Genomic DNA, 25,926 nt, shown 5'->3' with positions numbered 1-25,926 from the left:
ATGCTGAACCTCATCATCGACGATACGGTCCGTGTACCCGACGACATTGCTGCCTTGACCGGCGTCAGAAGCTTCGGCCGGCTGCTGTACCGCAGGCAGACCCTGATCCAGCACATCGAGTCGGCTGCCCGCGAAGCCGGCATCAACCCGCCCGTCGTTCTGTCCGGGCGGCCGAGCTTGCTGACGATGTCGGACAAGCTGGTGCAGGACGGTGACGCGGGCCGCTATCTGGTTTTCCCCGCCAACATCGTGGCGCTGACGCCGAGAGCAAAGCTTGTCACTTTGCTGCGGCAGTTGGCACTGGTGCCGCAGAATGTGGCGCTGACCGTTACTCAGGGCAGCGAATGGTCTGGCCTGGCGCTGCTGGATGCATCGCTGACGAAACGCTATCTGGCGTCGCTCAGCGACACCGGTTGCCCGGGCGACTTCATGTCGAACCATGGCAGGGACCTCGCGCATATCGAAAACGATCTCGAGTTCGTCGATCTGCGCGATCAGGCAAAGTTCCTGATTTTCCTGACGAGCAACTTCGATGTCCGACATTTCAATGCCATCGTCAACGAGAATTTCACCATCGTGAAGCGTTCCTCGGACATTGCCAAGCTGCGCAAGGAGTTCACGTATTACAGCCTGCTGCCAGCCAACGTGCAGATGTTCTTCGTGCAGCCGTTCGATTTCGAGGAGCACGATGGGTATGCGAGCTATCGCATGGAGCGCCTGTTCCTGCCCGACATGGCGATCCAGTGGGTACATGGTGCGATCGACCGCGACGAGTTTGACCGGTTGCTCCAGCGCATTTTCCACTTCATCGAGGTGCGTCCCAAGCGCAAGGTGAGCCGCGATACCGCTGGCGCGGTGCTCGATCAGATGTACTGGGACAAGGTCAAGGAGCGTGTCGAGGCGCTGAAGGTCATGCCGCAGTACGCACAACTCGAGCCGCTGATCCATCAGGCCGTGGGCGGCATCGACAACCTGCTGGAACGCTACCGGACGGCGTTTGCCGCGGCGCGCTCGCGCTTTGCGCTGGCCGAACTGGCCGTGGGCCATGGCGACCTGTGCTTCTCGAACATGCTGTATAGCAAGTCGACGCAGTTGCTGCGCTTCATCGACCCACGTGGCGCACTGGTGGAGGACGATCTCTATACGGACCCGTACTACGACGTCGCAAAGCTGTCGCATTCCATCCAGGGTGGCTACGACTTCATCAACAGCGGCCGTTTCAGCATCGAAATGGGCCCGGATCTTTCCATGCATCTGCAGACGGACGAGAGCGACCGCCACTGGGCGCGTGCTGCGTTCCACGAGATGCTGGGCAGGCATGGTTTCGACCCCGGGCTGGTACGTCTCTGTGAGGCGTCGCTGTTTATCAGCATGTTGCCGTTGCATATCGACATTCCGAAGAAAGTGCTTGCCTTCGTGCTGAATGCGGCGAGCATTCTCGACGGCATTACGCCCTCCGCGAAGGGCTGACTTCAGCAAAGTAAAGTTTCAGGGGCGAGAACATGATCTGCAAGGAACGATGCCTGGTTCTGGATATCGATGGAACCATCGTGCCGACCAAGCGCGCGGACGAACGCTACGAGGATCTCGTGCCGTTTCCGGATGTGGTGGAGAGAATCCGCGAATACCGCGAGATGGGCTTCTATATCATCCTTCAAACGTCGCGCAACATGAAGACCTATGACGGGAACATCGGTCTGATCAATGCCAACACAACCAAGGTTCTGCTCGCCTGGCTGGACAAGCATGACATTCCGCACGACGAACTGCATGTTGGAAAGCCATGGGTGGGACGGGGCGGTTTCTACGTGGATGACAAGGCGATCCGCCCGGACGAGTTCCGTAAGCTCAGCTACGACGAGGTGCTGGCGATCGTATCGCCGGACGAAAGCGGGCAGTAACGCCGCAGAAGGGAACCAATCATGACATCGACAGTGATCATCACCATGGCCGGCATGGGCCAACGTTTTCGGGATGCCGGCTATACGGTGCCCAAGTACCGCATCGAAGCCCACGGGCGTTCGTTGTTTGGCTGGTCCATGCTCAGCCTGCGCAGTTTCATCCGCGAAGGATCGCCGTTCGTGTTCGTGGTGCGCAGGGAAGACGATGCCGGAGCATTCATCGCGCAGCAGTGCGCGGCGCTGGGCATCAGCCGTTTCGAGATCGTCGAGATCGATAAGCTTACCGACGGTCAGGCCACCTCCGCAATGCTGGCCGAAGATGCTATTGCGGACGTGAATCAGCCGATGCTGGTCTTCAACATCGACACGTTCGTCCATCCGTCAGTCCTGCCGGCCGATGCCGTACGGGGCGATGGCTGGATTCCATGCTTCCCGGGGCCGGGCGCGGCGTGGAGCTTCGCCAGGGGCGACGCCGATGGACGTGTGTCCGAGCTGAGGGAGAAGGAGCGGATTTCCGACGACGCTACGGTGGGACTGTACTGGTTCTCATCGTTCGACCTGTACCGTCGCGCCTATCACGCGTTCTTTGCCGATCCCGCCAACATGACGAAGGGCGAGAAGTACATCGCACCGCTCTACAACCAGCTGATCGCTGAAGGGCGCGATGTCTTTATTCATCGCGTGCCCGCAGACAGTGTGATTGCACTGGGTACCCCGGCAGATGTGGAGGCGTTCCTGGCCAGGGAAAACGGCCACGCCATTGCCGGTCTCGATGCGTGAGGGCGGCACCGACGTGACAATGCGCAATACATGGCCGATGCGAGGGGCTCTGTTTACGCGCGCCGGGCGTGTTCTTGCCGCGCTGGTGATTGCCGTGCCCGTGTTTTTCATGGCACGGTCTATGGCGGAAGACTATGGCATCGACGCGCCGCGACTTGCGCTCGAAATGCTGGCGTGTCTGGCCGGGGGCGGCATGCTTCAGATTGGCAGGGCGTTCGTGGAGCGGAAAGGCCGGCTGTTGATCCTGATCTGGACCGCATGCGGCATTGCACTGGCATCGCTCGTGCCGGTCGTCCACGATCAGTATCCCGAGGTCAAGCTGATTGCGACAGGCGAGCACGGCGCACTGAGCGATGGCACCGAAGTCTGGGCACCGGATGTTGTACCGGGACGCGTCTACTTTGAAGGGCCTGGCTGGGAGCGGCGTGAGAATCGCGTCGTGTCGTACGCCGGACAGCCGAACGTTGCCATGCTCAAGGGCCGCTGGAAGGCGGGCGACGTCGTGCAGCTCATGAAGCATCCGCACTCCGGTATCGCCATCCTGCGGATTGGCGACACGGAGCAGCGTATCGACCTGTTTGCACCAGAACAGATCGCGGCAACGTTCGAGTTGCCGGCTCCCGGTGCTAGCGTACCAGGCGTGTCGAGGCAGGTCTCCCGTCTGCTGGTTGTTCTCCTCGCGGCGGCGCTTGGCGCGGCGATGGTCCGCTGGACGGCCCCCGGCCCTGTAGTTCTGGGCGGTGCGGCGATTCTGGGAACTGCTGCGGCCCTGATGGTGAGTGACACGTCCTTTCCGGGCGAGCTGGAACTACTGGCATATGGCACGGGTAGTCTGTCACGGTTCGAGGTCGATACTGGTGACGGCTTGTTTCCCTTCCCCATCCACGACAGGCGCGATCGTTCGGCTGTGGAAGTCTCACTGCCGCGCGCTGGGCAAGGAGCCATGCGTCTGGAAGTGGAGGGCGGCCGCTTGCGGCCGCTCAATCAGTTAGGCCCTGACACGGTCGGCGCCGCGGCGAGTGCGCGCGCATCGGCACTCAACCTCTGTGCAACGGGAGCCACCTTCGAAGTGTTCGAGCATGTCGACGGGGATGGGGCCCACGCCTTGCGCTTGTCTGCGAATAGCGGGGAAGCGGGCGCGGAACGTCGACTCGTATTGAAGAACGACCCGGGCGGCAAGCGGTATGTCGTGGTGCGATGCGATGGGGCTGCCCTGTCCGTTACATACAGCCAGGCCTATCTGTCCATCTCCGCCTGGTCGTTCCCTCATGGACGCGTCAAGGTTGTCAAGGCACTGGATGACGGCGGTCATCAACTCCCGCTGTTGCAGGTTTCATCCGGAAATCCCCGGGGCTTTGCGCCATTGCGGAAAGGCGATACCGGTTATCAACGGATTGAACTGGACCGGTCCGGTACCGGGGCGTCATTCATTCAGAAAGTGCTGGCGGCCTGCCTGGCATTCTCGATTCCGCTGGTGGCCTGGGTGGCGGCGATGAACGTGCGTGCGGCACGTCGGAACTGGCACCCCGGCAAGCGCATGCTGGTCGCATGGCTCTACCTTGCGCCGTTGGGCTGGATAGCCCTGTGTGCGTTGATCCAGTGGCCGGGCACGGTGGCCTGGGATGCCTACTCACCGTTTGTCCAAGCGCAGACGGGAACCATCACCCTCTGGTATGGCGTGGGCTATCCGATGATCACGGCCGCGGTGCTTCTTCTCGCCGAACCCTCCACGATTGCGCTACTTCAGTGCCTGGCCGCCGCGCTGATCGTGCAGTTCGTGATGGTGCATTGCGTGGAAGATGGCAAGCTGACGAGCGGTGTCGCCGCCCTGGCGTGTCTGTGCCTGCCCCTGACAGTGATTCCGTTTGCGGCAACCACCTATTCGCGAGATGCGTTGAACGGTATCCTGCTGGCGGCCTTCGGCACGATGTGGATGATCTTCATGTGGCGCCTGCGTCAGGCGAGGCCGCTTGATCACCGTAGCGCAGGTACGGTGATCGCGGTTCTGGCGGTCTGCCTCGTCCTGCTGCGCGTCGACAACGTCATCCCGCTGACGGTCCTGGTTCTTGCGATACCGGTGCTGGTACCGGGCAGCAGGATCGTCACCGCTACGTATGCGGGCCTGTTGCTATTGGCGGTGGTCGTGGCCAACCCGATTGCCGAGCGCGTGATCGTTGGCAAGCAGGGCTTCTCCAAGGACGAGAAAAACCGGTATGTCGAGGCCAGCCTGGTCAGCCCGCTGGTTGGATTCCTTGCCGATCCCGCAGGTCGCATCACTCCCGGAACCAGGCAGCGCCTGGAACACGATCTGGCCCGGGCCGTCGATGTTCCGGCATCGGTCCGTGAATGGACGCCGTACAATGTCATCTGGTGGCATGAGCAGATCGAGACACGACCGGCACCGACGGATGCCCTGATCGGGAGCATGCGTCGGGATCTGATTCGGGCCGCGCTGGATGATCCGATGCGTTTCCTGGAAATGCGGTCGGCGGTTCTTGCTTCGACGCTTGGCCATCGCTGGCTGACGGCGAGGGGTGAGGCGCAGACGTCCGGGCAGGAGATCGAGAAGTTCGTGGACCGCTTGTGGATGACCGCGAGCGTGGATACCGTGGCCATGAACCGGCTCCTTGGTCTCAATCTGGAAAGGCGCTTGTCGGTCCCGTTGTCGCGCGCGGTATTCGAATGGTACGCCCGCTACGCCACGACCCTCCCACAGTTTGTGGTTTGCCTGGTACTCGTATGCCTTATCCGGCGCGTGCCCCTGTCTGGCGTGATGGCGCTGGCGCTGCTTGCGCGTGCCAGTGTGTTCTTTGCGATGGCGCCCGCTGACGTTTTTCTGTATTTATTTGATATGCATTTCATGGGATACCTTTTGGTGCCGCTTGCCGCCTTGGAGTGGTCGCGGGGCCGGCGGGGGGCATTCGCGGGAGACGATCCCGCGTGCGCCGCTGCCGGGCATCAGCCGGTATTCCGAAACGATTGCCCTCACTATTGATGACGAAATCTGAAGTGTTTACGGTCGAAGGCACGCGGGGTCCGGAAGAGCGGATCCCCGCCCACGTAACGGTGGTCTGTAGCGATTACTTCGATACGATTGTGTCTCGAGCCATCCATCCCGAGGACGTCAAGCGTCAGTGGGCTGAGCGGCTGTCCCACGCCTTCAGCCTGGGCCTTGGCGAGAACGAACTGTATGCGCGGCGCTCGCGACTCGAAGCGGCCCTGTGCAAACAGAACGAAGCGGCGGGAAAGGACCCCGAGTTCAATGTGCTGGAATGCTACCGCACGCTGTGGAGTGGGCTGCCTGCGACCGATCGTCCGTCGCAGGAAGCCTTCATGGCGTTGGCTCTGGAACTCGAGATCTCGATCGAGTGCGCGGTGCAGCGACTCGACGAGTCAGTGGTTCATCTGCTGCGCGACGCGGCCAGCAGAGGCTTGCGTCTGGCACTGATCAGTGACTTCTATATTCCTGAAACTGCGTTCCGCAGGATGCTGCGGTTCCATGGCATCGAATCCCTGTTCGAGCGGGTGTTCGTTTCTGCCGACACGCTGTTGACGAAGCGGTCGGGCAGGACCTATCCCAACGTGCTCAATGCACTCGGCATCAAGGCAGAACAGGCACTGATGATTGGCGATAACGCCGAAGCCGATTATCGCCAGCCGCAGCGGCACAATATCGCGGCCATGCTGCTGGACCGTGCCGAGCGGCACGCGCACTACGCCAGCCTGGCCCGCCAGGCGGCCGACAAGCGTGTGACGGCGGGCGAGATCGAAGCCTCCCTGACGGCCGACCCGGTTTCGGTGTTTCCGGAACTGGCGCTGACGTTGTATACGTTCACGGAACGTCTGCATGCGCGACTGCTGGGTTCGGGGGTCCGCGATGTGTTCTTCATGGCACGGGAAGGGCAATTCCTGAAGCTGTTGTTCGATCGCTACCAGAACCGACGGACGCCGACATCGGACCTGCAGATCCGGTCGCACTATCTCGAGGTATCGAGGCGAGCCACCTTCCTGCCATCGCTGGGACCGATCGAGAGCGAGACATTCGACATTCTGTTCCGGCAGTACCGCCGGATCTCGGCAGAAGAATTCCTGCTGAATCTCGGACTGGAGTCACTGCTGCCCGAGCTGCAGCACGAGCTTCGCGGCCACACGCTGCAAGAGCGCATCGATGAATTTCCGGGCAGCAGCACGTTCCGGGCCATCGTGGCCAGCGACACATTCCGCGCGGCCTATGAATCGGCCCGCAAGGCAGGGCGGCAGGCCATGCTGGCCTATCTGGATGCATTCCCGCGACTGGCGCCCGGAGGGGCCCTGACCATCGTCGATGTCGGCTGGAAGGGCACGATTCAGGACAATATCCGGCGCATGCTGCTTTCCGAGGAGAGCGAAAGCGCTCGTCAGGCGGTGGACGTCAACGGCTTCTACCTGGGGCTGGTCAGTACCGGCGAGGCGGGGGAGGGCAACAGCAAGCAAGGCCTGATCTTCTCGGGCGCATCAGGGCGCACGCCTCACTTCGCGGTTTTCAACGAGAATCGTGCCCTGTTCGAGGTCATGCTTGCCGCGGATCATGGATCGGCGGCGGGCTACAGGCTGAAGCCGGACGGCACGGCCGAAGCCGTGCTGGGCGAATTCAGCGAGCACACGTTGTTCAGGACGAAGGTGCAGCCGGAACAGGTGCGGCTGCTTGCCGCATTCGACAAGCTTGATGATTTGCTGTTCCATCGCTACTGCAGCGAAGGGTGGCTACTTGCCGTGACGGCGCGGCACCATGCGCGGATGGTGTTCGAGCCCACAGAAGCCGAGATTGCGTGGTTCACCGGTGTGTACCATGTCGAGAATTTTGGAGTTTTCGAGCGATCCGAGTTCGATCACTCCATTTCATCTAGTCTGTGGATGGCGAGAGCAAGATTTGCATTGGCGCTACTGCGAAGGCGAAGTCGGATGGACTTGGGTTTCTGGCCCTGGCTGAGTTGCCGCCAGCGCGGCGGCCGCCTGGTTGCACGCGCCTACCGCATGTACCGCATGCGCTGAGGTTACAAGGATCAAATGAAGATTGCTTTCTTTCTGGGGTCTGTCGATATTAGTGGCGGCTCGTATGTTATTTACCAGCACGCACTCTACGCTCGTCGGCAGGGTCATGACGTGACGATTGTCGCGCAGTACGCCTACCAGCCGCACCAGTTGACCTGGCATTCGGCTACGCGCGAACTGACGATTGTCCATGTGGATCAGCTCGATCCGGCGCACGAATTCGACTTGGTGATTGCCACGTGGTGGAAGACAGCCACCGAGCTTCATCGGCTCAAGGCGCGGCAGTACGCCTATTTCGTGCAATCGATCGAATCCCGGTTTTATGGAGAGGGCGAAGGTCCACTGCGACGCCTAGTCGACAGCACCTATCGCCTTCCGCTTCCGGGTGTCACCGAAGCGACCTGGATCCAGCATTACGTCGGCGCAAACTTTGGCCACGCATACCATCTTGCGCGCAACGGCATTCGCAAGGATCTTTATTGCGAGGCCGGGCCGGCGGCCGCGCCCAGACTGCCGCGTGGCGAGCTGCGGGTACTCGTCGAAGGCCCCTTTGGCGTGTTCTTCAAGAACGTTGGGCGTTCGTTGAAGCTGATGCGCAAGGCGCGCCCAAGCGAAACCTGGCTACTCACGTCGTCGGAGGTGTCGTGGTATCCGAACGTCGACCGATTGTTCTCACGGGTACCCATCGAGAGTGTTGCGCAAATCTATCGATCATGCGATGTGATCGTCAAACTCAGTTATGTCGAGGGCATGTTCGGGCCCCCGCTGGAGATGTTCCATTGTGGCGGTACGGCGGTGGTCTATGACGTGACAGGACATGACGAGTACATCGTCGACAAGCAGAACGCGCTGGTTGTGCCGCGCGACGACGAACAAGGGGTCATTGACGCGGTGCGGCGATTGCAAGATAACCGCGATATGTTGGCAGACCTAAAACGGGGTGCGCGCGAAACGGCGGCCGCGTGGCCTGATTGGGATACGTCGTCGCGCGAGTTCCTGAATGCGCTGGTGGCCTTTATGGATGCACCGCGGGTTAATCGCGCCGATATCGAGTCGCTGAATCGTATCGCGATGGACGAGTACGCCGCAGGTGAACGTGAACGCCTGGCGCAGACACCGGGCGTCAAGTGGCGGTACCGGCTGGACGCAATGCTTGACCGCGTGCCTCGGCCAGTGGCGCGCAATTTGCGGCTGGGCCGCTATGTGCTGGAGAGCCTGCGCTAATGGCTAGAGAAAACGTCTGGGCCGTGGTTGTCTGTTTCCGGCCAACGCTGTCTCAGCTGCACGCCTTGCTGATGGCGATCGAGGACCAGGTCGAAGGCATCCTCGTCGTCGATAACGGTCCGGATACGACGCTGCGAGATTGGCTGGCGAATACACGCCCACGTGGTTGTGTCCATGTGCCGATGGATGGCAACGTCGGAGTCGCGACGGGGCACAACGAAGGGATCCGCGCCGCGCGAAAGCGCGGTGCCAGCCATGTCGTGTTGTTTGACCAGGACAGCCTGCCGGCTCCCGACATGATCGACCAGCTGTTTGCCGCCGTGGAAGATGCATCGGGCCGTGGCTTGCGTGTGGCCAGTGCCGGACCGTATTTCCATGACCCGCGCGACGGCATGTATTACCCATTTATACGCCTGAGCGGATGGAGGATCGAGCGGGTGCGCGAGCCTGACGAGCATACGTGGTGCCTGGCCGACTACCTCATCACGTCCGGCTGTTTGATTTCCATGGATGCGCTCGATGAAATCGGAGGGATGGAAGACAGCCTGTTCATCGACTACATCGACATTGAATGGGGCCTCCGCGCGCGCGCCAGAGGATACGTGAACCTGGGAGTGTTCGGGGCGAACATGGAGCACGACCTCGGCGATCAGCCGCGCCGGTATCTGAATGGACGCCTGCGCGTTCCGATGCATTCGCCGTTGCGGCATTACTACCACTTTCGCAATGCGCTGGCACTCTATCGCCGAGCCTATATTCCATTGCGCTGGCGCCTGAATGATGGTTACCGCTTGCTGTTGAAGGGCGTGTTTTATTCCTTCTTCGTTGGCAATGGCGCCGCGCAACGCAGGATGATCTGGAAAGGGCTGCGCGATGGCCTGACGGGGGTCGTGGGCATGTACCGCGACGCGCCGCGTTAGCCAAAGCGGGGCAGTCGCTGCTTTCAGGTTCTTGACAGTGGCAGGCCGGTCAGTATGGCCTGCCACTGTTCGGCAACCGTTTCGATCGCGAACTGGGCGGACTGCGCTCTAGCATACTCCGCAAGAGACGAACGCAAAGCTTTGTCATCAGCCAGGCGTACCAGTGCGTCGGCTAGAGCCGATGGATCGTCTACGGGAACGAGCAGGCCATTTTCTTCATTGCGAAGCAGTGATCGGGGGCCTGCTTCGCAGTCAGTGGAAATGATCGGTAGTCCGTACGCCATGGCTTCGATCAGCACGAGCCCAAAACCTTCGTACCGCGAACTCAGGCAGAACATCGACGCCTGCGCGAAACTTTGCGTGGGGTCCGGGCATACGCCAGGCATCTCGACGGTATCCGCGATGCCGAGTTGCTGCGTCAGTGTGAGAAGCGCCCCACGTTCCTCACCTTCACCAAAAATCTTGAGTCGCCACCCCGCCATGCGCGGTACGGCCAACTGCCATGCGCGCAGCAGGATATCAAAGCCCTTGGCATTGACAAGCCGCCCCATTGCCATAACCGTTTGTGATGCCCCCTTTGCCGGTTCGGCGGGAATGGGGAATGGCAAGGGATTGGGCAATGCCAGCACGGCAGCGCTTGGGCGCAGTGCGGCGTTCCAACGCTGTCGGTCACGATCCGTCAGCACAATGACATGCGAGCAATAGCGGGCGGCCAGTCTCCTGGCGAAGCGGCGCGATCGACGCCCCAGGTCCTCGTCAAAATGACAATGTTCCCAGGCAATATGTTCGACGGGGAGGCCGAACGTTGCCGGTAGTGCGAACAGGCTCAGCATCGTGTCAACCTGGATCAGCACATCTACACGATGAACGCTGCAGTGGCGGCGAATTCCAGCTACCGTTGCCGCGTAGGCACGTTTGAACGAGGGACGTTTCGCGAAGAGCGTCATGTGCCGGACGCGCGGATCCAACGGAAAGCAACTTGCCGCGTCCCACAGGCTCAAAATGCTCACGGCGAATCCCCGCTCGGCCAAGGCATTGGTCATTACCGCCGTCATGCGTTCGGCACCGGCCATGGCATTCAGCGTACCGGTCAGGAAACAGATATGGCGCGGCGCTGTCATGCGGGGACACCCTGGGCGTTTGTATGGTTTTTCCCGATCCGCCTCAGGATCCAGATGCCGAACGCCACCGCCAGCAGGTTGGCCAGAACGTAGCCAAGAATTGCGCCATACGCGCCATACCGCGGGATGACGAGGATGTCTATGACGACAGTCATGACGAACACGATAGCCCACTTGAACGCCACAATCCGCGGGCGGCGCAGATGAACGGGCAGCAACGTCAGTGCCACATCTGCAAATACGAGCGTGGATGCCATGGCTGCCAGTCGAAGCAGTCCGGCCGCAGGGGCGTAGGCCGCGCCGTAAAGAAGATGGACGATCCATTCGGCACAGGCGGCAATTATCGCGCCTCCCGTCAGCGCGATCGCAAACATGAAGATGGCTATCTTGACGATGTTCCGCCTGGCCTGCTCCAGCGTAGGTTGCGCGTAGACATATATTGGCGCAATGCCTGCTGCGAGGATCGTGGCCAGCGTGGTGAAGTTGTCAAGGATTTGCATCGATGCCGCATAGGCGCCGAATTCGTCAAGGCTCACAAACGGCTTCAACAGGATTTGATCGATGCGACGCGAAGCCATCATTAGCATGAAGCTAACCCAGAACAGGGCGCCATTGGAAAACAGGCTCCGCAACAAGTCCCATTCGAGGGTGAACTTCACCCGCGGCGCACGCGAAAGATAATACTGGGCCAGCAGCGCGGCAGCGATGAGCGGTTCTAGGGCGAAGAGGGCAGCGTACGCAATGAGAGACTTGTTGCCTGTCCAGAAAAGAACTGCCACGCCTGCAGCCTTTACGACCAGCGAAGTAATATTGAATACGGCATTCGGGCGGGTATGCGTACGTGCCTGCATCCATGCCGTCGCGAGGCCAAATGGCTCACGGAGCATCACGGCAATGCCAAGCACCAGCGCGAGGGTCCAAACGGCGGCTTCCTGCCCCGTCACGAGCAGAAAAACGCAAATCAGCACATATGCCAGCACGCCAGCGCCGAGCCGCAGAATGAAAGCATGGGCGAGCAAGTGATGCTGTTCAGTGGCCTTGTTAGTGGCAACCAACTGGGGAATGACGACTTCTCCGCCGCAGATCAATGCAATCGATGCGGCAATGTAGACGACCGCCTGGGCATACTGGAAGTGCGCAAAACCTTCCGGCCCCAGGCTGCGGGCCAGCATGGCAACGACAGCGATGCCGCCGGCGACTTGAAGACCGCGTTCCGTCAACATCCACAAGAGATTGCCCACGACCTTGTGTCTCATCGGGGAACCTCTGGCAATACTGGCGACTGGTTCGCCAGTGTCAGCTCGCGATAAGATGCGATCCAATGCTGAGACACGGATTCCAGGCCGAATCGGTCAATCACCCATTGGCGGCGTACGCGCTGTTGGGATCCGGTCCCTCGTCCAGTCGCACATGTGCTGGCGATGGCTTCGGCCAACGCGGCCACATCGCCGCAATCGACGACGATGCCGCAGGGGCCGAGAAGTTCCTGGACGCCGGCTGCGTCGGTGGCTACGACCGGGCAACCTGTGGCAAGGGCTTCCCCAATGACGAGGGGCATGCCTTCGACATTGGACGAAAGCACGAACGTATCCGCCGCCGCAAGCAAGGACGGTACGTCGTGGCGCAGGCCGAGCAGTGACACCGATCCGGCAAGCTCAAGACGGTCGATCTGCGCGGCCAGTCGCGCACGTTCCCCACCTTCACCCACGATAAAGAGCCGGATGTCGCCATCGGTATTCGATGCTATTACGCGGGAAAACGCTTCCACCAGGACGGCCTGGGCTTTCTCGGGGACAAGTCGGCCTACGCTTACGACCATACGCGTTTCGGGGCCGAGTCCCAGCGCGCCGCGGGCTTTGTCACGGGCGACCTCATCGATGCAAAAGCGCGAAGTGTCGATGCCATTTGGCATGACGCGGATTCTTGAAGGAGCAACGGCACCGGCCGTGATCATTGCCCCACGTCCGGCTTCGCTGACATGTGTTGTCAGTGAAGCCCATCTGTCCGTTAGGCGATAGGTCAGCATGCGAAAGCGCCCACCTTCGCGGGCGCTGTGGGCGGAACAGATGAGGGGCGGTGCCCTGTATAGGAATGCCAAAGTCCGCGCAAGGAGGTTGGCATGGATCATATGCGCGTGCATGACGTCTGGTCGCCAACGCTTGACGAATTGCCGCAGCCGCCACAAGGCAGTGATGAACGATGCAATGCCCTTGCGCATATCGAGACTGTGTACCGTGGCATCTACGGGTGTTTCCACTTCCTGGCCTGAGGTCAGGCTGACGATTGCCACGGCATGACCTTTGGCCAGAAACTGCCGTGCCAGTGCCACTACCTGCTGCTCCGCGCCACCCATTTTGAGGCCGGTGCAGATCAACAAGATACGCATCGGCGGGAAAGGGTGGTCTTGCCGTCGGACGAGTTGCTTCGTCATCGTGCGCCGTAACCGGTCACGAGAGTCCGCAGCGTCTTTACGGCAATCAGCAGATCGAGCGCGAGCGAGCAGTGCTTGACGTAGTACAGGTCATAGCTGAGCTTGGTCACGGTCTCCTCGTGGGAACCCACATATCCCTGGCGCACCTGTGCCCATCCGGAAAGACCGGGCCGAACCAGGTGACGGTAAGGGTAGTACGGAATCGACTCGGTGAATGAATCAACCATTGGAACCTGTTCGGGGCGCGGACCGATAAAACTCATGTCGCCCACGAGCACGTTCCAGAGCTGCGGAATTTCGTCGAGACGGTATTTACGGATGACTCGCCCCACCCGGGTGACGCGGGGATCATGACGCGCCGCAAACTGGGCAGTCGCGTGTTTGTCCACGCCCATGCTGCGGAACTTCAGCATCGTGAACGTCTTGCCGAACAAACCTACGCGCCGCTGGCGGAACAGCGCGCCGCCGCTGGTTTCCAGTCGCACGGCGATGGCAACCGCAATGCCGAGTGGCAAGGCCAGGGGAGCCAGTAGTACGACTCCCAGGACGTCGATCAATCGCTTGCCATAGCCATAGAGGTAATGCTCCGCGTAGTCGTCGAAGAAGTTCTCGTCGATGTGTGCGAGTCCAACTCGGCCCGTAAGCATTTCGCCGATGCGCTCCACGGAGTACATCCGCAAATGGCCGAGCTTGTATTGTGTCAATTGACGCGTACGCGCCGGGTCAGCTGTGAGGCCGCGCTCAACCATGATGCCGTCACAGTCCCGCGCGTCGTCAATAGAGCGAATGTATTCGAATCGCGTGACGCTAGGGGGATTGGCGCCCGGCATCGAGATGATCTTCTCGAGCTGATGCATCGTTTCAGGTTCCAGGTACCCGAATACCGGTATGTATTTCTGGACGTACCGGCGGTAGCCAAACCAGATCCATGCAAGCGTCGTGATGTAGCCAATCAAAACTGCGCCGCGGGAGTACTCGATATGGAACGCGGCAAAGACAATCAATCCGAGGGCAAAGGGTAAAGTCGTCGCCAGTCCCACTATGCTTCCACCCTCTATAGGTGGCAGGTGAAGCGACCGATGCAGCAGCACGAATGCCGCCAGGTAAGGCAGTGAGCACCACAGCACCGTGCGGGGAAACACGTGGGTGACGAAGCCGGCCTGGTGCGCCATTTCTGAAAGACCGGCGTTGATGCCAAACAGCGTAAGTCCAATAACGGCCCAACCGATCATGCGACTGGCGCGCCGGATGGTCTCGGAACGCACCATATGCAGGCGGATGCCTTGTCGTCTGAAAAACTGGCTACGTAGAATGCTCATGATTGAGATACTCGAGTACTCATCTGCCGCCCATCAGTCAGGACCTTTTGGTAGATCTCGCGCGTTGCGCGCACCATGGGCTCCAATCCATACTGGTCCTCCCAGCGCCCCCGTGCTGCCCTTGCCAGCCTGACTCGCTGTGCAGCGTCATTGGCCAAATTCCGGAGTGCGTCTGAAAAGGCCTGCGGATCGTTGGGCAACAGGATCCCGCATTCCCCATGGGCAAGCTGGCTTCGAATACCTGGCAGGTCGCTGGCGACGACTGGCAGTCCGGCCCGCATAGCTTCCAAGATCGATATGGGCAAGCCCTCGTGGTCGGAAGCCAGAAAGAATGCCTGGGCTGTCGACAGCAAGGCGGGAACGTTGTCGACATTACCGGCGAAACGCACACGGCCAGGAGCAAGTTGGTTGGCCAGCCGTTCAAGCGCTCCTCGTTGCGGGCCGTCGCCGGCAATGATGAGTTCGCAGTTCTCCAGCCTTGCTGCGGCAAGCGCTTGTATCAACAAGTCTGCGCGCTTGGGCTGCGCAAGCCGCATGACCGTTACGATGCGCCGGAACGGTCTTGATGCGTCCGCACGGGCGCTGGTGTCGATATCGGCGATACCGTTCGGAATCACGCTGATTCGGCTGTCGGGAATCATCGGCAGGCGCATGGCCATGCTGCGCTCCGCTTCGGACACGCAGATCAGCTGGTGCGTTAGCGGAGCAAGCAGCCATTCGGTCAGATGCGCCGCAGTACGCTGTTTCCACGGTGCGGCACGCTTGAATGCGAATCCATGGACGGTGTAGACGACGGGGATGCCGAGCAGCCACCCAGCCAAACGGCCGATCGCACTCGCCTTGGCGCTGTGAGTATGGATAACGTCCGGAGTAACTTGACGCAGCGCATTCAGCAACTCCCGCAAGGCCATCATGGCTTTGAAAGGGGACAAGGCGTTGTCCATGGTTCCAAGACGGATAGCGGTAATGCCCAAACGACTGGCGAGCTCAAATAACGGACCGTCGCCCCCGGCCAGCAATACGGCATCCACCTGGCCGCGCATGGCGCACAGCAAGTCTGCAACATGGGTCTGTGCGCCGCCGATCTCAGAATTGGTGATCAGATAGGCGACACGCGGCTTGATTGGCAGCGAATCCGGCAACGTAAGCAAAGGTAATGGTGGACGTTGGTCCAATTAGCAGCTCGGCGCCGCACGCGGCAGGTGCTTCAGACATGCGCCTGCAGACTGTCTGTTGGATCGGTTGTCCGGAAAAACGTGCGCGGGCAGACCGATGGCAGTCAAAAAGCGCCGAAAAATTCCCCTGAAGGGGCGGCTGACGGCGATTATAGCGCCTGCGCCACGCGCAATCCGGCACAATACGGCTTTTTGGCGCCCTGCCCGCGCCCCTCCCGAGGCGTCCCGCCACGGGGTGGAATCGCACGATGAACCTTGTCTCCAGGAAGCCACATGCAAATTGATCCCTCGATCTTCAAGGCCTATGACATCCGCGGCATCGTCGGCAAGACGCTGACCCCGGAAGTGGCCCGCTTCATCGGCCTGTCGTTCGGCTCGGCCGCCGTCGAACTTGGCGAGAAAACCGTGGTGGTGGGCCGGGATGGCCGCCTGTCGGGGCCGGATCTGCTGGGCGGGCTTGTCGAAGGCCTGCGCGCCGCCGGCCTGGACGTGATCGATGTCGGCATGGTTGCCACGCCGATGGTGTATTTCGGTACCAATATCGAGCTGGATGGCCGCCGCGCCACGTCCGGCATCATGGTGACGGGCAGCCATAACCCGCCCGACTACAACGGTTTCAAGATGGTGCTGGGCGGCAAGGCCATCTATGGCGACCAGATCCAGGCCCTGCGCCAGCGCATCGACGCGGGCAACTTCACCAAGGGCGGCGGCAGCTACAAGCTGGTGGACGTCCGCCAGCAGTACCTGGACCGCATCATCGGCGACGTCAAGCTGGCGCGCCCGATGAAGATTGCCCTGGACGCCGGCAATGGCGTGGCCGGTGCGTTCGTGGGCGACCTGTTCCGCGGGCTGGGCTGCGAGGTCGTGGAGCTGTTCTGCGACGTCGATGGCCATTTCCCGAATCATCATCCCGATCCCGCGCACGTGGAAAACCTGCAGGACCTGATGAAGTGCCTGCGCGAGACCGATTGCGAACTGGGCCTGGCGTTCGATGGCGACGGCGACCGTCTGGGCGTGGTCACCAAGGATGGTCAGGTCATCTTCCCGGATCGCCAGCTGATGCTGTTTGCCGAGGAGATCCTGTCGCGCAACCCCGGCCAACAGGTGATCTACGACGTGAAATGCACGGGCAAGCTGGCGCCGTGGATTCGCCAGCACGGTGGCGAGCCGCTGATGTGGAAGACCGGCCATTCCCTGGTCAAGGCCAAGCTCAAGGAAACGGGCGCGCCGATCGCCGGCGAGATGAGCGGCCACGTGTTCTTCAAGGACCGCTGGTACGGCTTTGACGATGGCCTGTACACGGGCGCGCGCCTGCTGGAAATCCTGTCGCGCCACGCCGACCCGAGCGCCGTGCTGAACGCGCTGCCGAACTCGAACTGCACGCCGGAGCTGCAACTCAAGGTCGCCGAGGGGGAAGCCTTCACGCTGCTCGACAAGATCCGCGCCAATGCGAAGTTCGAGGGCGCGAAGGAAGTGATCACGATCGACGGCGTGCGCGTGGAATACCCGGACGGCTTTGGCCTGGCCCGGCCGTCGAACACCACGCCCGTCGTGGTGATGCGCTTCGAGGCCGACAACGATGCTGCGCTCGCGCGCATCCAGGCCGAATTCAAGCGCGTGATCCTGGCGGAAAAACCGGATGCAAAGCTCCCGTTCTGAGGTCGTGCCGCCGGCGGGCAAGACCCCCGCGCAGCCGTTGGCGGCGGCGGGGGCGTTCGCGTTGCCTGCCCGGCCACGCATCCTGATCGTCAAGGTGTCGTCGCTGGGCGACGTGGTGCACAACATGCCGCTGGTGCACGACCTGCGCGCGCGCTGGCCAGAGGCCGAGATCGACTGGGTGGTGGAAGAGGGCTACGTCGACCTGGTGAAGCTGCTGCCCGAGGTGCGTCGCGTGATCCCGTTCGCACTGCGGCGCTGGCGCAAGCGGTTCTGGCAGGGCGAGACCTGGGCCGAGGTGGGCGCGCTGCGCGCGGCCATCCGCGAACAGGCCTACGACGCTGTGCTGGAGACGCAGGGCCTGCTCAAGACCGCCATCGTGGCACGGACGGCTTCGCGCGCCGCTGGCGCCCCGTTGATCGGGCTCGGCAATGCCACGCAAGGTTCGGGCTACGAGCCGGCTGCCCGGCTGTTTTATACCGCGCCCGTCACGGTGCCCCGGCAGACCCATTCCGTCCGGCGCTCGCGCCTGCTCGGGGCTGCGCTGACGGGGACCACACCGCCGGAGCCGCCGCGCTTCTTCGGACCGACCGCCAGCACGCTGCATGTCGACGATCCGCTCTGGGCCGGCCTGCCGGCACGCTACGCGGTCTGCTTCCACGCCACGGCGGGCGCGCAGAAACGCTGGCCGGTGGCGAACTGGCATGCGCTGGGGCAGAAGCTGCATGCCGAAGGGCTCACCGTGCTGCTGCCATGGGGCAGCGAATCCGAAAGGCGCGACGCCCAGGCGCTGGCCGCCGGCATGCCCGGCGCGCAGGTGCTGCCGCGTTTCTCGGTAATGCAGGGATTCGGCCTGATCAACAGGGCCGAGGTGGTCATCGGCGTCGATACCGGCCTGGTGCACATCGCCGCGGCGCTGTGCCGGCCGACGGTCGAAATCTATACCGCCACGTGGCGCTGGAAGACCGAAGGCTACTGGTCGGACCAGATCGCCAACGTGGGCGACGACGGCATCGTGCCCGACGTCGATGAGGTTTATGCCGCCGCACGGCGCGTGCGCGGAGTCTCCATCTGATGCTTCGAATCGTTTATACCTTGCTGTGGCTGGTGATCCTGCCACTGGCGCTGCTGCGCCTGACGTGGCGGTCGCGCAAGGAACCCGGCTATCTCCATCACGTGGGCGAACGCCTGGGGCGCTATGACGACCTGCCGTCCGATGGCCCGTGGCTGTGGGTCCATGCCGTATCGGTCGGCGAAACGCGCGCCGCGCAGCCGCTGATCGACGCCTTGCTGGCCGCCTATCCGCAGCACCGGCTGCTGCTGACGCACATGACGCCTACCGGGCGGCAGACCGGCGGGCAGCTTTATGGCAGCAACCCGCGCGTGCAGCAGTGCTACCTGCCCTATGACGTGCCCTGCATGGTGCGGCGCTTCCTGGCGTATTTCCGGCCGGACGCCGGGCTGATCATGGAAACGGAGGTCTGGCCGAACCTGGTGCATGTGACCCGGCGCGCCGGCGTGCCGCTGTTTCTGGTCAACGCCCGGCTGTCGCCGCGCAGCTTTCGGCGTACCGCGCGCTTCGGCAGTGCGGCGGCTTCGTTGTACAACGATTTCACGATGGTGCTGGCCCAGACGCCGGGCGATGCCGAGCGGTATCGGGCGCTGGGCGTAAAAGCAGTGCAGATCACCGGCAACCTGAAGTTCGACATGCAGCCGTCGGAAGCCGGCATGGCGCGCGGGCAGCAGTTGCGGCACGCCTTTGGCGGCCGGCAGGTACTGGCGGCGGCCAGCACGCGGGAGGGCGAAGAGCCGCTGATCCTGGAGGCTTTCTCGCGCTGGCCCGGCGAGACGCGTCCCGCGCTGCTGCTGGTGCCGCGCCATCCGCAGCGGTTCGATGAGGTTGCCGCCATGGCCACGCGCGCCGGGTTCTCGGTCCAGCGCCGCAGCGCACTCGACATCGACCAGGTGGCGGAACCGATCACTGCCGACATCGTGCTCGGCGATTCGATGGGCGAAATGGCGATGTACTACGCGGCATCGGACATCGCCTATATCGGCGGCAGCCTGATCCCGCTGGGCGGGCAGAACCTGATCGAGGCCTGCGCGGCCGGCACGCCGGTGCTGATGGGGCTGCATACCTTCAACTTCGCACAAGCCACCGAGGATGCCATCGCCGCCGGCGCCTGCCTCCGCGTCGGCAACGCCGACGAACTGATGGCCGCGGCAGCCGGCGTACTGCGCGAGCCTGCCCGCCTGGCCGAGATGCGCGCCAACGCGCTGACTTTCGCGGGGCTGCATCGGGGCGCGACGGCGCGGACGCTGGGGGCGCTTGCGCCAGTGTTGCGCTGACATACAGACGGCGCTCGGGACGCTAGACTGATCGATATTGTGGATGTTGCTGCGCTTGTCGCGCGGCAGTCTGAAGGAGTCGACCCATGCAAAGCGTTCTGCGTCCCCTTGTCATGACTTTGCTGCTTGGCGCGGCCGCCATCCTGTCGGCTTGTGCCACGGGCCAGCCACCCGACAATCCATCGGCCAGTGCCACCCTGAATGAAACCCGCTCCAGCGGCCCCAGCCGCTGGGAGCTGGTGCGCTGGCAGATGCCGGATGGCACGGTGCGTGACATTCCGCACGGCGACAACGGCGAGCCGATTGTCTTCAATTTCAGCGACGGCATTGATTCGTCGCAGGGCATCGTCAACGGCACCAGCGGCTGCAACCGCTTTACCGGCGGCTACGGCAAGACACAGACCGGCATCCGGTTCGACCACGTGGCGGGCACGCGCATGGCGTGTGCGGGCCCCCGGATGGAAACGGAGTCGGCCCTGCTCAAGGCCATGCAGTCGCCCTTTACGACTGTCGGCACGCAGCCGTCCGCCGGCGCCACGGGCCGCCAGATCATCTGGAAGACGGCCGATGGTGATCTGTTGCAGTTTGTCGAACGGGAAGGCGTAGGCCGACGCGGCGACAAGGTGGATCCCGCAACGGGCGCCGTGCCGGGCCGGGAGAAAATCGTCTATATCGATTCACAACGCGTGGAATGCACTGGAGCCGGCAAGCTGCAGTGCTACCGTTGGCGGGAATCGGCCGATGCGCCGTGGCAACTCTGGTACGGGCCGATCGAGGGCCTCGATTTCGAACCGGGCGTCACGTACAAGCTGCGGGTGAGGGAGTACCAGGTGCCGAATCCTCCGGCGGACGCGACGGCCATTCGATGGCAGTTGCTTGAGGTGGTGGAGCGGCGGAGGGGGAAGTGAAAGGGGGATGGATTAGAATGGCGGGTTGATTTGACGCTGGCCGGGGGTGAATTCATCGGGCGGCGGTGTGACTCTTTCGCATCCTATGACTATCCGCAACAGCCGGCTATCCACGATGGCCGATGCCCTTGTTTTTGCGTTTCCTATCCTGGTTTTATGTGTGCCACGTGGGGCAGGGGTATTTCTTGCCGGGGTTGGCCTATTGTTTTTTGTGGGTTGGCGCGGGCTTGGGCAATCGTGGCGGCAATATGCTGACGTACTGGGTCCATTGACGATTTCGGTGGCGGCATTTTTAGGTGTTTGCCTGGCGTCGAAGCTGTACCACCACGTGCCCTGGAACGTGATCGACAATCCGTCACGCGCACTGCTGGCAGTACTGACCTGCTGGATGATCGTGCGTGCCGCTCCCAACCCCGATCGGCTGTGGCAGGGGATTACTGTAGGTTTGTTCGGTGCGCTGTTGATCGTGAGCTACCAGTTGCTGGTAATGCATGACGGTCGTCCGGCCGCATGGGTTCAGCCGATCGCATTTGCGAATATGGTGGCCGCGCTGGCATTGGTGGGCTTTGCCCGTCCCGGCGACCATTTCCGCGCACACGCTGAAGCGTGGTTCAACGTGATTTGCGCCGTCCCCATTCTGATCATGAACAGTACGCGTGGCGGAATGATGGCGATGATGTTGACGCTTTTCCCGGTGTTGCTGATTCGGTACAAGCGGTTCAGCGCCCGGATGTTCCTTGTTGCGTGTGCAGGCATTGCCGCGCTGGTGGTGGCGTTGTACATGGCACCCGGCAGCCCGGTTGCCGAACGTGTTGGCCAGGCAGTTCACGAGGTCGAACAATTCCAGGAGGGGAACGCCGAGTCATCGGTGGGCGCACGGCTGCAAATGTGGGACATCGGGCTGCAGTACTTCATAAACCATCCCTGGACCGGTGTTGGCGTGGGTCAATTCGCGGAGGTGCTGAAGGCCGCCCCTTACTGTGAGCACCGTAAGGAGTCGGTAGTTTGTGTGCTGGAACATGCACACAACGATATCGTGGAAGCCGCTTCAACGACCGGCGTTCCGGGTTTGGTGACTTTGCTCGGACTGTTCCTGATCCCCGGGGCATTGTTCCTGCGAGCGATGCGTGCATGCCGTGCCATCGGCAATGAGCGCGGCCAGAGCCTCGGCGCCGCAGGGCTGGCCGTCGTGATGGCGTCCCTGCTGTCGGGACTGACGCAGGTTACGCTGGCGCATCAGGCCAACATTGTGTTTTATGCAGGCGTGATCGGGCTGCTTCTGGGATTGGCCGTGTGTGAGGCGCGGGCTGGCCGACGCTCGAGTGCAGAGATCGGCAGATGTTCCGGCCCGCATGTTTCCACAACAGGCAACGCCTAGAGGCGCATTACGAATGTGGGGCTCGCGTCGGGGCACTGGTGGCTCGACGCCCGTCCTTGCCGAGCTCTGGTGACGGTCCAGCCGCCCCCACCCGCGCCTTCCCCGGCACCCTATACATCGCCCCCGGCATCTGCGTCAGCAGCGTGTTGATCTGCACCACATCGTCCTCCGACAGCGTGCCGGTGGACGCCTTCAGGCGCATGCCGTTCATGATGGTGTCGTAGCGGGCTTTGGACAGGTCCCGGCGTGTCGAAAACAATTGCGCTTCGGCGTTGAGCACGTCGATATTGATGCGCACGCCCACTTCGTAGCCCAGCTGGTTCGATTCCACGGCGCTCTGCGCCGAGCGTTCCGCCGCTTCCAGCGCCTTGACCTGGGCCAGGCCGTTGAAGACGCCGGAGTACGTCTGGCGTGCCTGTTGCGCGGCGGTGCGGCGGGCGAATTCCAGGTCGCTCGCGGCCTTGTCCGCCAGCGCCAGGGTTTCGCGCACCCGCGACTGGATCTGGCCGCCGGTGGAGATCGGGATATTCAGCTGCACGCCCACCACGCCAGAGTTGTAGCGGCTGCCGACGTTGCTGAGCTGGGTGGCGGTGCCCTGGGCGTTGGTGTAGCCGTAGGACGCCACCAGATCCACCGAAGGCAGGTGGCCCGCCTTGGCCTTGTTGGTCTCGCGCTGGGCGGTTTCCAGGTTGTAGCTGGCGAGTCCCACCTGCGGATTGGTCTGCTCGGCCTGCGATGCCCACGCGTTCACATCGGGCGGCTGAGGCCCAGGGATCTGGGCTTCGGGCCGCAGCCCCATGAGTTCGTCCACGGGTTTGCCGGTGATCTGTTGCAGGGTCGCCCGCGTCACCTCCAGCGCGCTCTGGGCGGCGATTTCGGTCGACGTGGCCAGGTCGTAGCGGGCCTGCGCGTCATTGGCGTCGGTGATCGTGGCCGTGCCCACCTCGAAGTTGCGCTTGGCCTGTTCCAGCTGCTCACCGATGGCTTTTTTCTGTGCGCCGGCCAGGTAGAGGTTGTCCTGCGCGGCCAGCACGTCGAAGTAGGCCTGCGACGCACGCGTGATCAGGTCCAGCTGGGCCTGCTGGAACGTGACTTCCCCCGCCAGCGACGCCAGTTCGCCTTGCTTGTAGGTTTCCCAGCGGTCCCAGCGGAACAGCGGCTGTGTCAATTGCAGCGCCCAGGTGTTGGCGTTGAAGTAGCGCGTGGTATCCACCGGCGAGCTGTAGTCGGCCATGGTCCGCTGCGCGCCCGCCGTGCCCGCAATCTGCGGCAGCAGGCCGGCGCGGCCCTGGGGCAGCTTCTCGCGCGTGGCCAGCAATTGCGAGCGGGCACTGGCGAACTGGGCGTCGTTGGCTTGCGCGTCGCGATACACCTGCAGCAGGTCGGCGGCCAGCGCGGACGGCATGGGGAGCCAGGCGAGCAGGGCAGCCGCGAGCACCAGGGGTTTCCTGGCCGCAACGGACACGGCGGAAAGCGCAAAACTCATGACATCTCCAGCTCGGCCAGCGGCACGCGCGGCCAACGATCGATAGGTTGCGACGGGTGGTACTGCCAGGACGGGGTACTTCGGATGCTGCGGATGCTGCGGGTACGGCCGGGATACTGCGCGGTGGCACGGCCCCGGCGTGCTGCCGGGGCCGGTTCCGGATCAATACTGCGGAACGGACGGATCGACCTGGGTAGACCAGGCGTGGATGCCGCCGGTCAGGTTCCAGACCTTGGCATAGCCCTGGCGCTCCAGGAAGCTGGCCACCTGCATGCTGCGTGCGCCGTGGTGGCAGATGCAGACGATCTCGGCGTCCTCGTCGATGTCGTTCAGACGGGCCGGGATCTGGCCCATCGGGATATGCGTGATGCCCGGCATCGCGGCGGTGCGCACTTCCAGATCCTCGCGCACATCCAGCAACACCGGCTTGGCGCGGCCGGCATCGGCCAGCCATTGCGCCAGTTCGGGGGCGGTAATTACCTGCATGGCTGGCTCCGGTTCAGAACTTGAAGCGCGACGGCTGCGCGGCGCCCTGCAGCGGCTTGGCCAGCGTCTCGAAGATATTCACGACCTGGTACTCGGTCTCGGATACGCGCGTGATGATGCGGGCTTCCATCACGGGCGCCGTGCCGATGATGGCGGCGATACGGCCACCGACCTTGACCTGCGACAGGATCGACTGCGGCAGTTCCGGCAGCGAGCCGGAGATGCAGATGACGTCGTACGGCGCGGCCACGGCCCAGCCGTCGGCGGCATTGCCTTCGGCCACTTCCACATTGGTCACGCCGGCATTGGCCAGGTTCTGGCGAGCCAGTGCCACCAGTTCCGGACGGATGTCGACGGTCACCACGTGCCGGCCGCGGGCCGCCAGCAGCGCGGCCATGTAGCCCGAACCGGCGCCGATTTCCAGCACGTTCTCGTGCTTGCGCACGTTCAGGTCCTGCAGGATGCGGGCTTCCACGCGCGGGGGCATCATGTTCTCGCCGCCCGGCAGCGGAATCTCCATGTCGACGAAAGCCAGCGCGGCGTAGGCCTGCGGCACGAACTGCTCACGCTTGACCACGGCCAGCAGGTCCAGGATTTCCTGGTCCAGCACGTCCCATGGGCGGATTTGCTGTTCGATCATGTTGAATCGGGCTTTTTCGAGATCCATCTTGCCTTTCCTTCGAGATGCTTGCGGGGTTGCGCCGCCGGCGGGGCTGTTCACCCCACCGTCTGCGCTGTTGTATCGATCAGTGCCGGATTTGCCTTGTCCCGTCGGGCGCCAGAGCCGCCGCATGCCGGGATGTTACGCAAAAGCCCGCTATTTTACCCTCGCCAACCGGGCTGGCATGTTTACAAACGGTTAGCGTTGCGCCGTGGCACGCGGGGCCGTGCGCGGCCTGGGGTGTCTTCATGTCCGGACGGTCGCCCGGGTGTCATTCCGGGAATCTGGCTCGGAATCCGCCGCCGCGCGCTCCGCCATCAGTTCGTCACGAATCCGCTCCCAGACATAAGGCCCTTGCTGGGCGGGCAGCGGGGTATCGCGCGCCGGACCCGTGGTCAGGCCGAACAGCAGCATATGCAGCAGCTGGTCCAGAAAGGCATTGGGGTCGATGGCCGGCACATTGACCTGGCTGAAGGCGCTGCGCCAGAGCATCAGGAACACCAGCGGCGCGCACAGCAGCGTGGTCGCGGGATTGGGCGGCACCTGGCGGAACTCGCCGCGTGCCACCCCGCGCGCCAGCACGCGGGCAAACAGCGCGTCGCCGGGCCCCATGACCTCGTCCTGGTAGAACTGGGCGATATCGGGAAAATTGCCCGATTCGGCAATGATCAGCTTGGTCAGGCCTGCCACCGGCGTGGCGCCGATCAGGCCCCACCAGCCCAGCAGCAGTTCGCGCAGCAGTTCCGGGGTGGACCCTTCGTAGGTGTCCACAAGATCGGTGCCCTTGGCCAGCGCGGGCACCATGTTCTCCCGGACCACTGTCTTGAACAGTTCTTCCTTGTTCGCGAAGTACAGGTAGACCGTGCCCTTCGACACGCCGGCCGCGGCCGCAACGTCCTCCAGCCGGGTTGCGGCGTAGCCGCGTTCCACGAACAGCGTCAGCGCGGCGGCAACCAACTCTTGCGGGCGCGCGGCCTTGCGCCGGCTCCAGCGGCGGGTGTCGGGGTCTTTCTTGGGCAGGGCAGGGCTCACGGGACAGGCGCCAAGGCGATCCATGCGGGATGCATCGCAGTATTAATAACTTGTCGGTCAGTAATGTA

21 protein-coding genes are annotated in these 25,926 nt (G+C 62.7%); 12 read left to right on the top strand and 9 right to left on the bottom strand.

Annotated features, from left to right (window positions below):
• The 7 genes from AC3FJ6_RS03260 to AC3FJ6_RS03230 are packed head-to-tail and all read left to right on the top strand — an operon-like array spanning position 1 to position 9,856.
• Positions 1-1,470 carry a capsular biosynthesis protein gene (locus AC3FJ6_RS03260; RefSeq protein ID WP_488770651.1) on the top strand — a complete coding sequence of 490 codons (1,470 nt, stop codon included), beginning with the start codon at positions 1-3 and terminating at the stop codon, positions 1,468-1,470.
• 32 nt (positions 1,471-1,502) lie between these two features.
• Positions 1,503-1,901, top strand: coding sequence for an HAD family hydrolase (locus AC3FJ6_RS03255; protein WP_488770650.1), 399 nt, complete (start codon positions 1,503-1,505; stop codon positions 1,899-1,901).
• Between the two features lie 33 nt (positions 1,902-1,934).
• The gene (locus AC3FJ6_RS03250; RefSeq protein WP_488770649.1) at positions 1,935-2,681 is read left to right on the top strand and encodes a glycosyltransferase family 2 protein; all 747 of its coding nucleotides are present in this window, start codon (positions 1,935-1,937) and stop codon (positions 2,679-2,681) included.
• Positions 2,662-5,676, top strand: a complete 3,015-nt coding sequence (locus AC3FJ6_RS03245) for a hypothetical protein (RefSeq protein ID WP_488770648.1) — start codon at positions 2,662-2,664, stop codon at positions 5,674-5,676. Before AC3FJ6_RS03250 ends, AC3FJ6_RS03245 begins: the two co-directional genes overlap by 20 nt.
• Complete coding sequence (locus tag AC3FJ6_RS03240) at positions 5,676-7,712, top strand: HAD family hydrolase (protein WP_488770647.1); 2,037 nt, start codon at positions 5,676-5,678, stop codon at positions 7,710-7,712. The genes AC3FJ6_RS03245 and AC3FJ6_RS03240 overlap by 1 nt, the downstream gene beginning before the upstream one ends.
• Before the next feature lie 15 nt (positions 7,713-7,727).
• Positions 7,728-8,936 carry a glycosyltransferase family 4 protein gene (locus AC3FJ6_RS03235; RefSeq protein WP_488770646.1) on the top strand — a complete coding sequence of 403 codons (1,209 nt, stop codon included), beginning with the start codon at positions 7,728-7,730 and terminating at the stop codon, positions 8,934-8,936.
• The gene (locus AC3FJ6_RS03230) at positions 8,936-9,856 is read left to right on the top strand and encodes a glycosyltransferase family 2 protein (protein WP_488770645.1); all 921 of its coding nucleotides are present in this window, start codon (positions 8,936-8,938) and stop codon (positions 9,854-9,856) included. The genes AC3FJ6_RS03235 and AC3FJ6_RS03230 overlap by 1 nt, the downstream gene beginning before the upstream one ends.
• Positions 9,857-9,879: 23 nt before the next feature.
• Here the strand turns inward: AC3FJ6_RS03230 and AC3FJ6_RS03225 are convergent, their stop codons facing one another.
• Genes AC3FJ6_RS03225 through AC3FJ6_RS03205 form a run of 5 tightly spaced genes read right to left on the bottom strand, consistent with a single transcriptional unit; the run spans position 9,880 to position 15,902 of the window.
• Positions 9,880-10,977 (bottom strand): glycosyltransferase family 4 protein, encoded by a 1,098-nt coding sequence (locus AC3FJ6_RS03225; RefSeq protein WP_488770644.1) that lies wholly within the window; start codon positions 10,975-10,977, stop codon positions 9,880-9,882.
• On the bottom strand, positions 10,974-12,233 hold the full coding sequence (locus AC3FJ6_RS03220; protein WP_488770643.1) for a lipopolysaccharide biosynthesis protein: 1,260 nt from the start codon (positions 12,231-12,233) through the stop codon (positions 10,974-10,976). Before AC3FJ6_RS03220 ends, AC3FJ6_RS03225 begins: the two co-directional genes overlap by 4 nt.
• Positions 12,230-13,408, bottom strand: coding sequence for a glycosyltransferase (locus tag AC3FJ6_RS03215; RefSeq protein WP_488770642.1), 1,179 nt, complete (start codon positions 13,406-13,408; stop codon positions 12,230-12,232). Before AC3FJ6_RS03215 ends, AC3FJ6_RS03220 begins: the two co-directional genes overlap by 4 nt.
• Positions 13,405-14,727 carry an exopolysaccharide biosynthesis polyprenyl glycosylphosphotransferase gene (locus AC3FJ6_RS03210; RefSeq protein WP_488770641.1) on the bottom strand — a complete coding sequence of 441 codons (1,323 nt, stop codon included), beginning with the start codon at positions 14,725-14,727 and terminating at the stop codon, positions 13,405-13,407. The genes AC3FJ6_RS03215 and AC3FJ6_RS03210 overlap by 4 nt, the downstream gene beginning before the upstream one ends.
• Entirely contained in the window at positions 14,724-15,902 is a 1,179-nt protein-coding gene (locus AC3FJ6_RS03205; RefSeq protein ID WP_488770640.1) for a glycosyltransferase family 4 protein, read from the bottom strand. The genes AC3FJ6_RS03210 and AC3FJ6_RS03205 overlap by 4 nt, the downstream gene beginning before the upstream one ends.
• 273 nt (positions 15,903-16,175) lie before the next feature.
• Between AC3FJ6_RS03205 and AC3FJ6_RS03200 the strand changes: the two genes are divergently transcribed.
• From AC3FJ6_RS03200 to AC3FJ6_RS03180, 5 genes are all read left to right on the top strand, one after another.
• Complete coding sequence (locus tag AC3FJ6_RS03200; protein ID WP_488770639.1) at positions 16,176-17,561, top strand: phosphomannomutase/phosphoglucomutase; 1,386 nt, start codon at positions 16,176-16,178, stop codon at positions 17,559-17,561.
• Positions 17,542-18,633, top strand: coding sequence for a lipopolysaccharide heptosyltransferase I (waaC, locus tag AC3FJ6_RS03195; RefSeq protein ID WP_488770638.1), 1,092 nt, complete (start codon positions 17,542-17,544; stop codon positions 18,631-18,633). The genes AC3FJ6_RS03200 and waaC overlap by 20 nt, the downstream gene beginning before the upstream one ends.
• Positions 18,633-19,907 carry a lipid IV(A) 3-deoxy-D-manno-octulosonic acid transferase gene (gene waaA / locus AC3FJ6_RS03190; protein WP_488770637.1) on the top strand — a complete coding sequence of 425 codons (1,275 nt, stop codon included), beginning with the start codon at positions 18,633-18,635 and terminating at the stop codon, positions 19,905-19,907. Before waaC ends, waaA begins: the two co-directional genes overlap by 1 nt.
• 86 nt (positions 19,908-19,993) lie before the next feature.
• Positions 19,994-20,815: a DUF4377 domain-containing protein gene (locus AC3FJ6_RS03185; RefSeq protein WP_488770636.1), complete on the top strand. Its 822-nt coding sequence runs from the start codon at positions 19,994-19,996 to the stop codon at positions 20,813-20,815.
• 115 nt (positions 20,816-20,930) lie between these two features.
• Positions 20,931-22,193: an O-antigen ligase family protein gene (locus tag AC3FJ6_RS03180; protein WP_488770635.1), complete on the top strand. Its 1,263-nt coding sequence runs from the start codon at positions 20,931-20,933 to the stop codon at positions 22,191-22,193.
• A gap of 7 nt (positions 22,194-22,200) precedes the next feature.
• Here the strand turns inward: AC3FJ6_RS03180 and AC3FJ6_RS03175 are convergent, their stop codons facing one another.
• From AC3FJ6_RS03175 to AC3FJ6_RS03160, 4 genes are all read right to left on the bottom strand, one after another.
• Positions 22,201-23,679 (bottom strand): TolC family outer membrane protein, encoded by a 1,479-nt coding sequence (locus AC3FJ6_RS03175; protein ID WP_488770634.1) that lies wholly within the window; start codon positions 23,677-23,679, stop codon positions 22,201-22,203.
• 162 nt (positions 23,680-23,841) lie between these two features.
• Complete coding sequence (locus AC3FJ6_RS03170) at positions 23,842-24,165, bottom strand: rhodanese-like domain-containing protein (RefSeq protein ID WP_215528355.1); 324 nt, start codon at positions 24,163-24,165, stop codon at positions 23,842-23,844.
• A 13-nt stretch (positions 24,166-24,178) separates the two neighbouring features.
• Positions 24,179-24,832 carry a protein-L-isoaspartate O-methyltransferase family protein gene (locus AC3FJ6_RS03165; protein WP_153950285.1) on the bottom strand — a complete coding sequence of 218 codons (654 nt, stop codon included), beginning with the start codon at positions 24,830-24,832 and terminating at the stop codon, positions 24,179-24,181.
• Positions 24,833-25,072: 240 nt separating this feature from the next.
• Entirely contained in the window at positions 25,073-25,858 is a 786-nt protein-coding gene (locus tag AC3FJ6_RS03160) for a TetR/AcrR family transcriptional regulator (RefSeq protein ID WP_488770633.1), read from the bottom strand.
• Positions 25,859-25,926 lie beyond the last annotated feature (68 nt).

Source organism: Cupriavidus sp. 94F1, from assembly GCF_057798875.1.
Note: the sequence above shows the minus strand (reverse complement) of the source record. Positions and strands in the feature narration are given on the sequence as shown.

What these genes read in the sequence shown, in the direction of transcription:
- AC3FJ6_RS03170 (WP_215528355.1), bottom strand. Translation starts at nt 24,165, where the DNA reads ATGCAGGTAATTACCGCCCCCGAACTGGCGCAATGGCTGGCCGATGCC.
- AC3FJ6_RS03220 (WP_488770643.1), bottom strand. Translation starts at nt 12,233, where the DNA reads ATGAGACACAAGGTCGTGGGCAATCTCTTGTGGATGTTGACGGAACGC.
- AC3FJ6_RS03200 (WP_488770639.1), top strand. Translation starts at nt 16,176, where the DNA reads ATGCAAATTGATCCCTCGATCTTCAAGGCCTATGACATCCGCGGCATC.
- AC3FJ6_RS03260 (WP_488770651.1), top strand. Translation starts at nt 1, where the DNA reads ATGCTGAACCTCATCATCGACGATACGGTCCGTGTACCCGACGACATT.
- AC3FJ6_RS03175 (WP_488770634.1), bottom strand. Translation starts at nt 23,679, where the DNA reads ATGAGTTTTGCGCTTTCCGCCGTGTCCGTTGCGGCCAGGAAACCCCTG.
- AC3FJ6_RS03180 (WP_488770635.1), top strand. Translation starts at nt 20,931, where the DNA reads ATGGCCGATGCCCTTGTTTTTGCGTTTCCTATCCTGGTTTTATGTGTG.
- AC3FJ6_RS03185 (WP_488770636.1), top strand. Translation starts at nt 19,994, where the DNA reads ATGCAAAGCGTTCTGCGTCCCCTTGTCATGACTTTGCTGCTTGGCGCG.
- AC3FJ6_RS03210 (WP_488770641.1), bottom strand. Translation starts at nt 14,727, where the DNA reads ATGAGCATTCTACGTAGCCAGTTTTTCAGACGACAAGGCATCCGCCTG.
- AC3FJ6_RS03225 (WP_488770644.1), bottom strand. Translation starts at nt 10,977, where the DNA reads ATGACAGCGCCGCGCCATATCTGTTTCCTGACCGGTACGCTGAATGCC.
- AC3FJ6_RS03230 (WP_488770645.1), top strand. Translation starts at nt 8,936, where the DNA reads ATGGCTAGAGAAAACGTCTGGGCCGTGGTTGTCTGTTTCCGGCCAACG.
- waaA (WP_488770637.1), top strand. Translation starts at nt 18,633, where the DNA reads ATGCTTCGAATCGTTTATACCTTGCTGTGGCTGGTGATCCTGCCACTG.
- waaC (WP_488770638.1), top strand. Translation starts at nt 17,542, where the DNA reads ATGCAAAGCTCCCGTTCTGAGGTCGTGCCGCCGGCGGGCAAGACCCCC.
- AC3FJ6_RS03235 (WP_488770646.1), top strand. Translation starts at nt 7,728, where the DNA reads ATGAAGATTGCTTTCTTTCTGGGGTCTGTCGATATTAGTGGCGGCTCG.
- AC3FJ6_RS03255 (WP_488770650.1), top strand. Translation starts at nt 1,503, where the DNA reads ATGATCTGCAAGGAACGATGCCTGGTTCTGGATATCGATGGAACCATC.
- AC3FJ6_RS03165 (WP_153950285.1), bottom strand. Translation starts at nt 24,832, where the DNA reads ATGGATCTCGAAAAAGCCCGATTCAACATGATCGAACAGCAAATCCGC.
- AC3FJ6_RS03215 (WP_488770642.1), bottom strand. Translation starts at nt 13,408, where the DNA reads ATGACGAAGCAACTCGTCCGACGGCAAGACCACCCTTTCCCGCCGATG.
- AC3FJ6_RS03240 (WP_488770647.1), top strand. Translation starts at nt 5,676, where the DNA reads ATGACGAAATCTGAAGTGTTTACGGTCGAAGGCACGCGGGGTCCGGAA.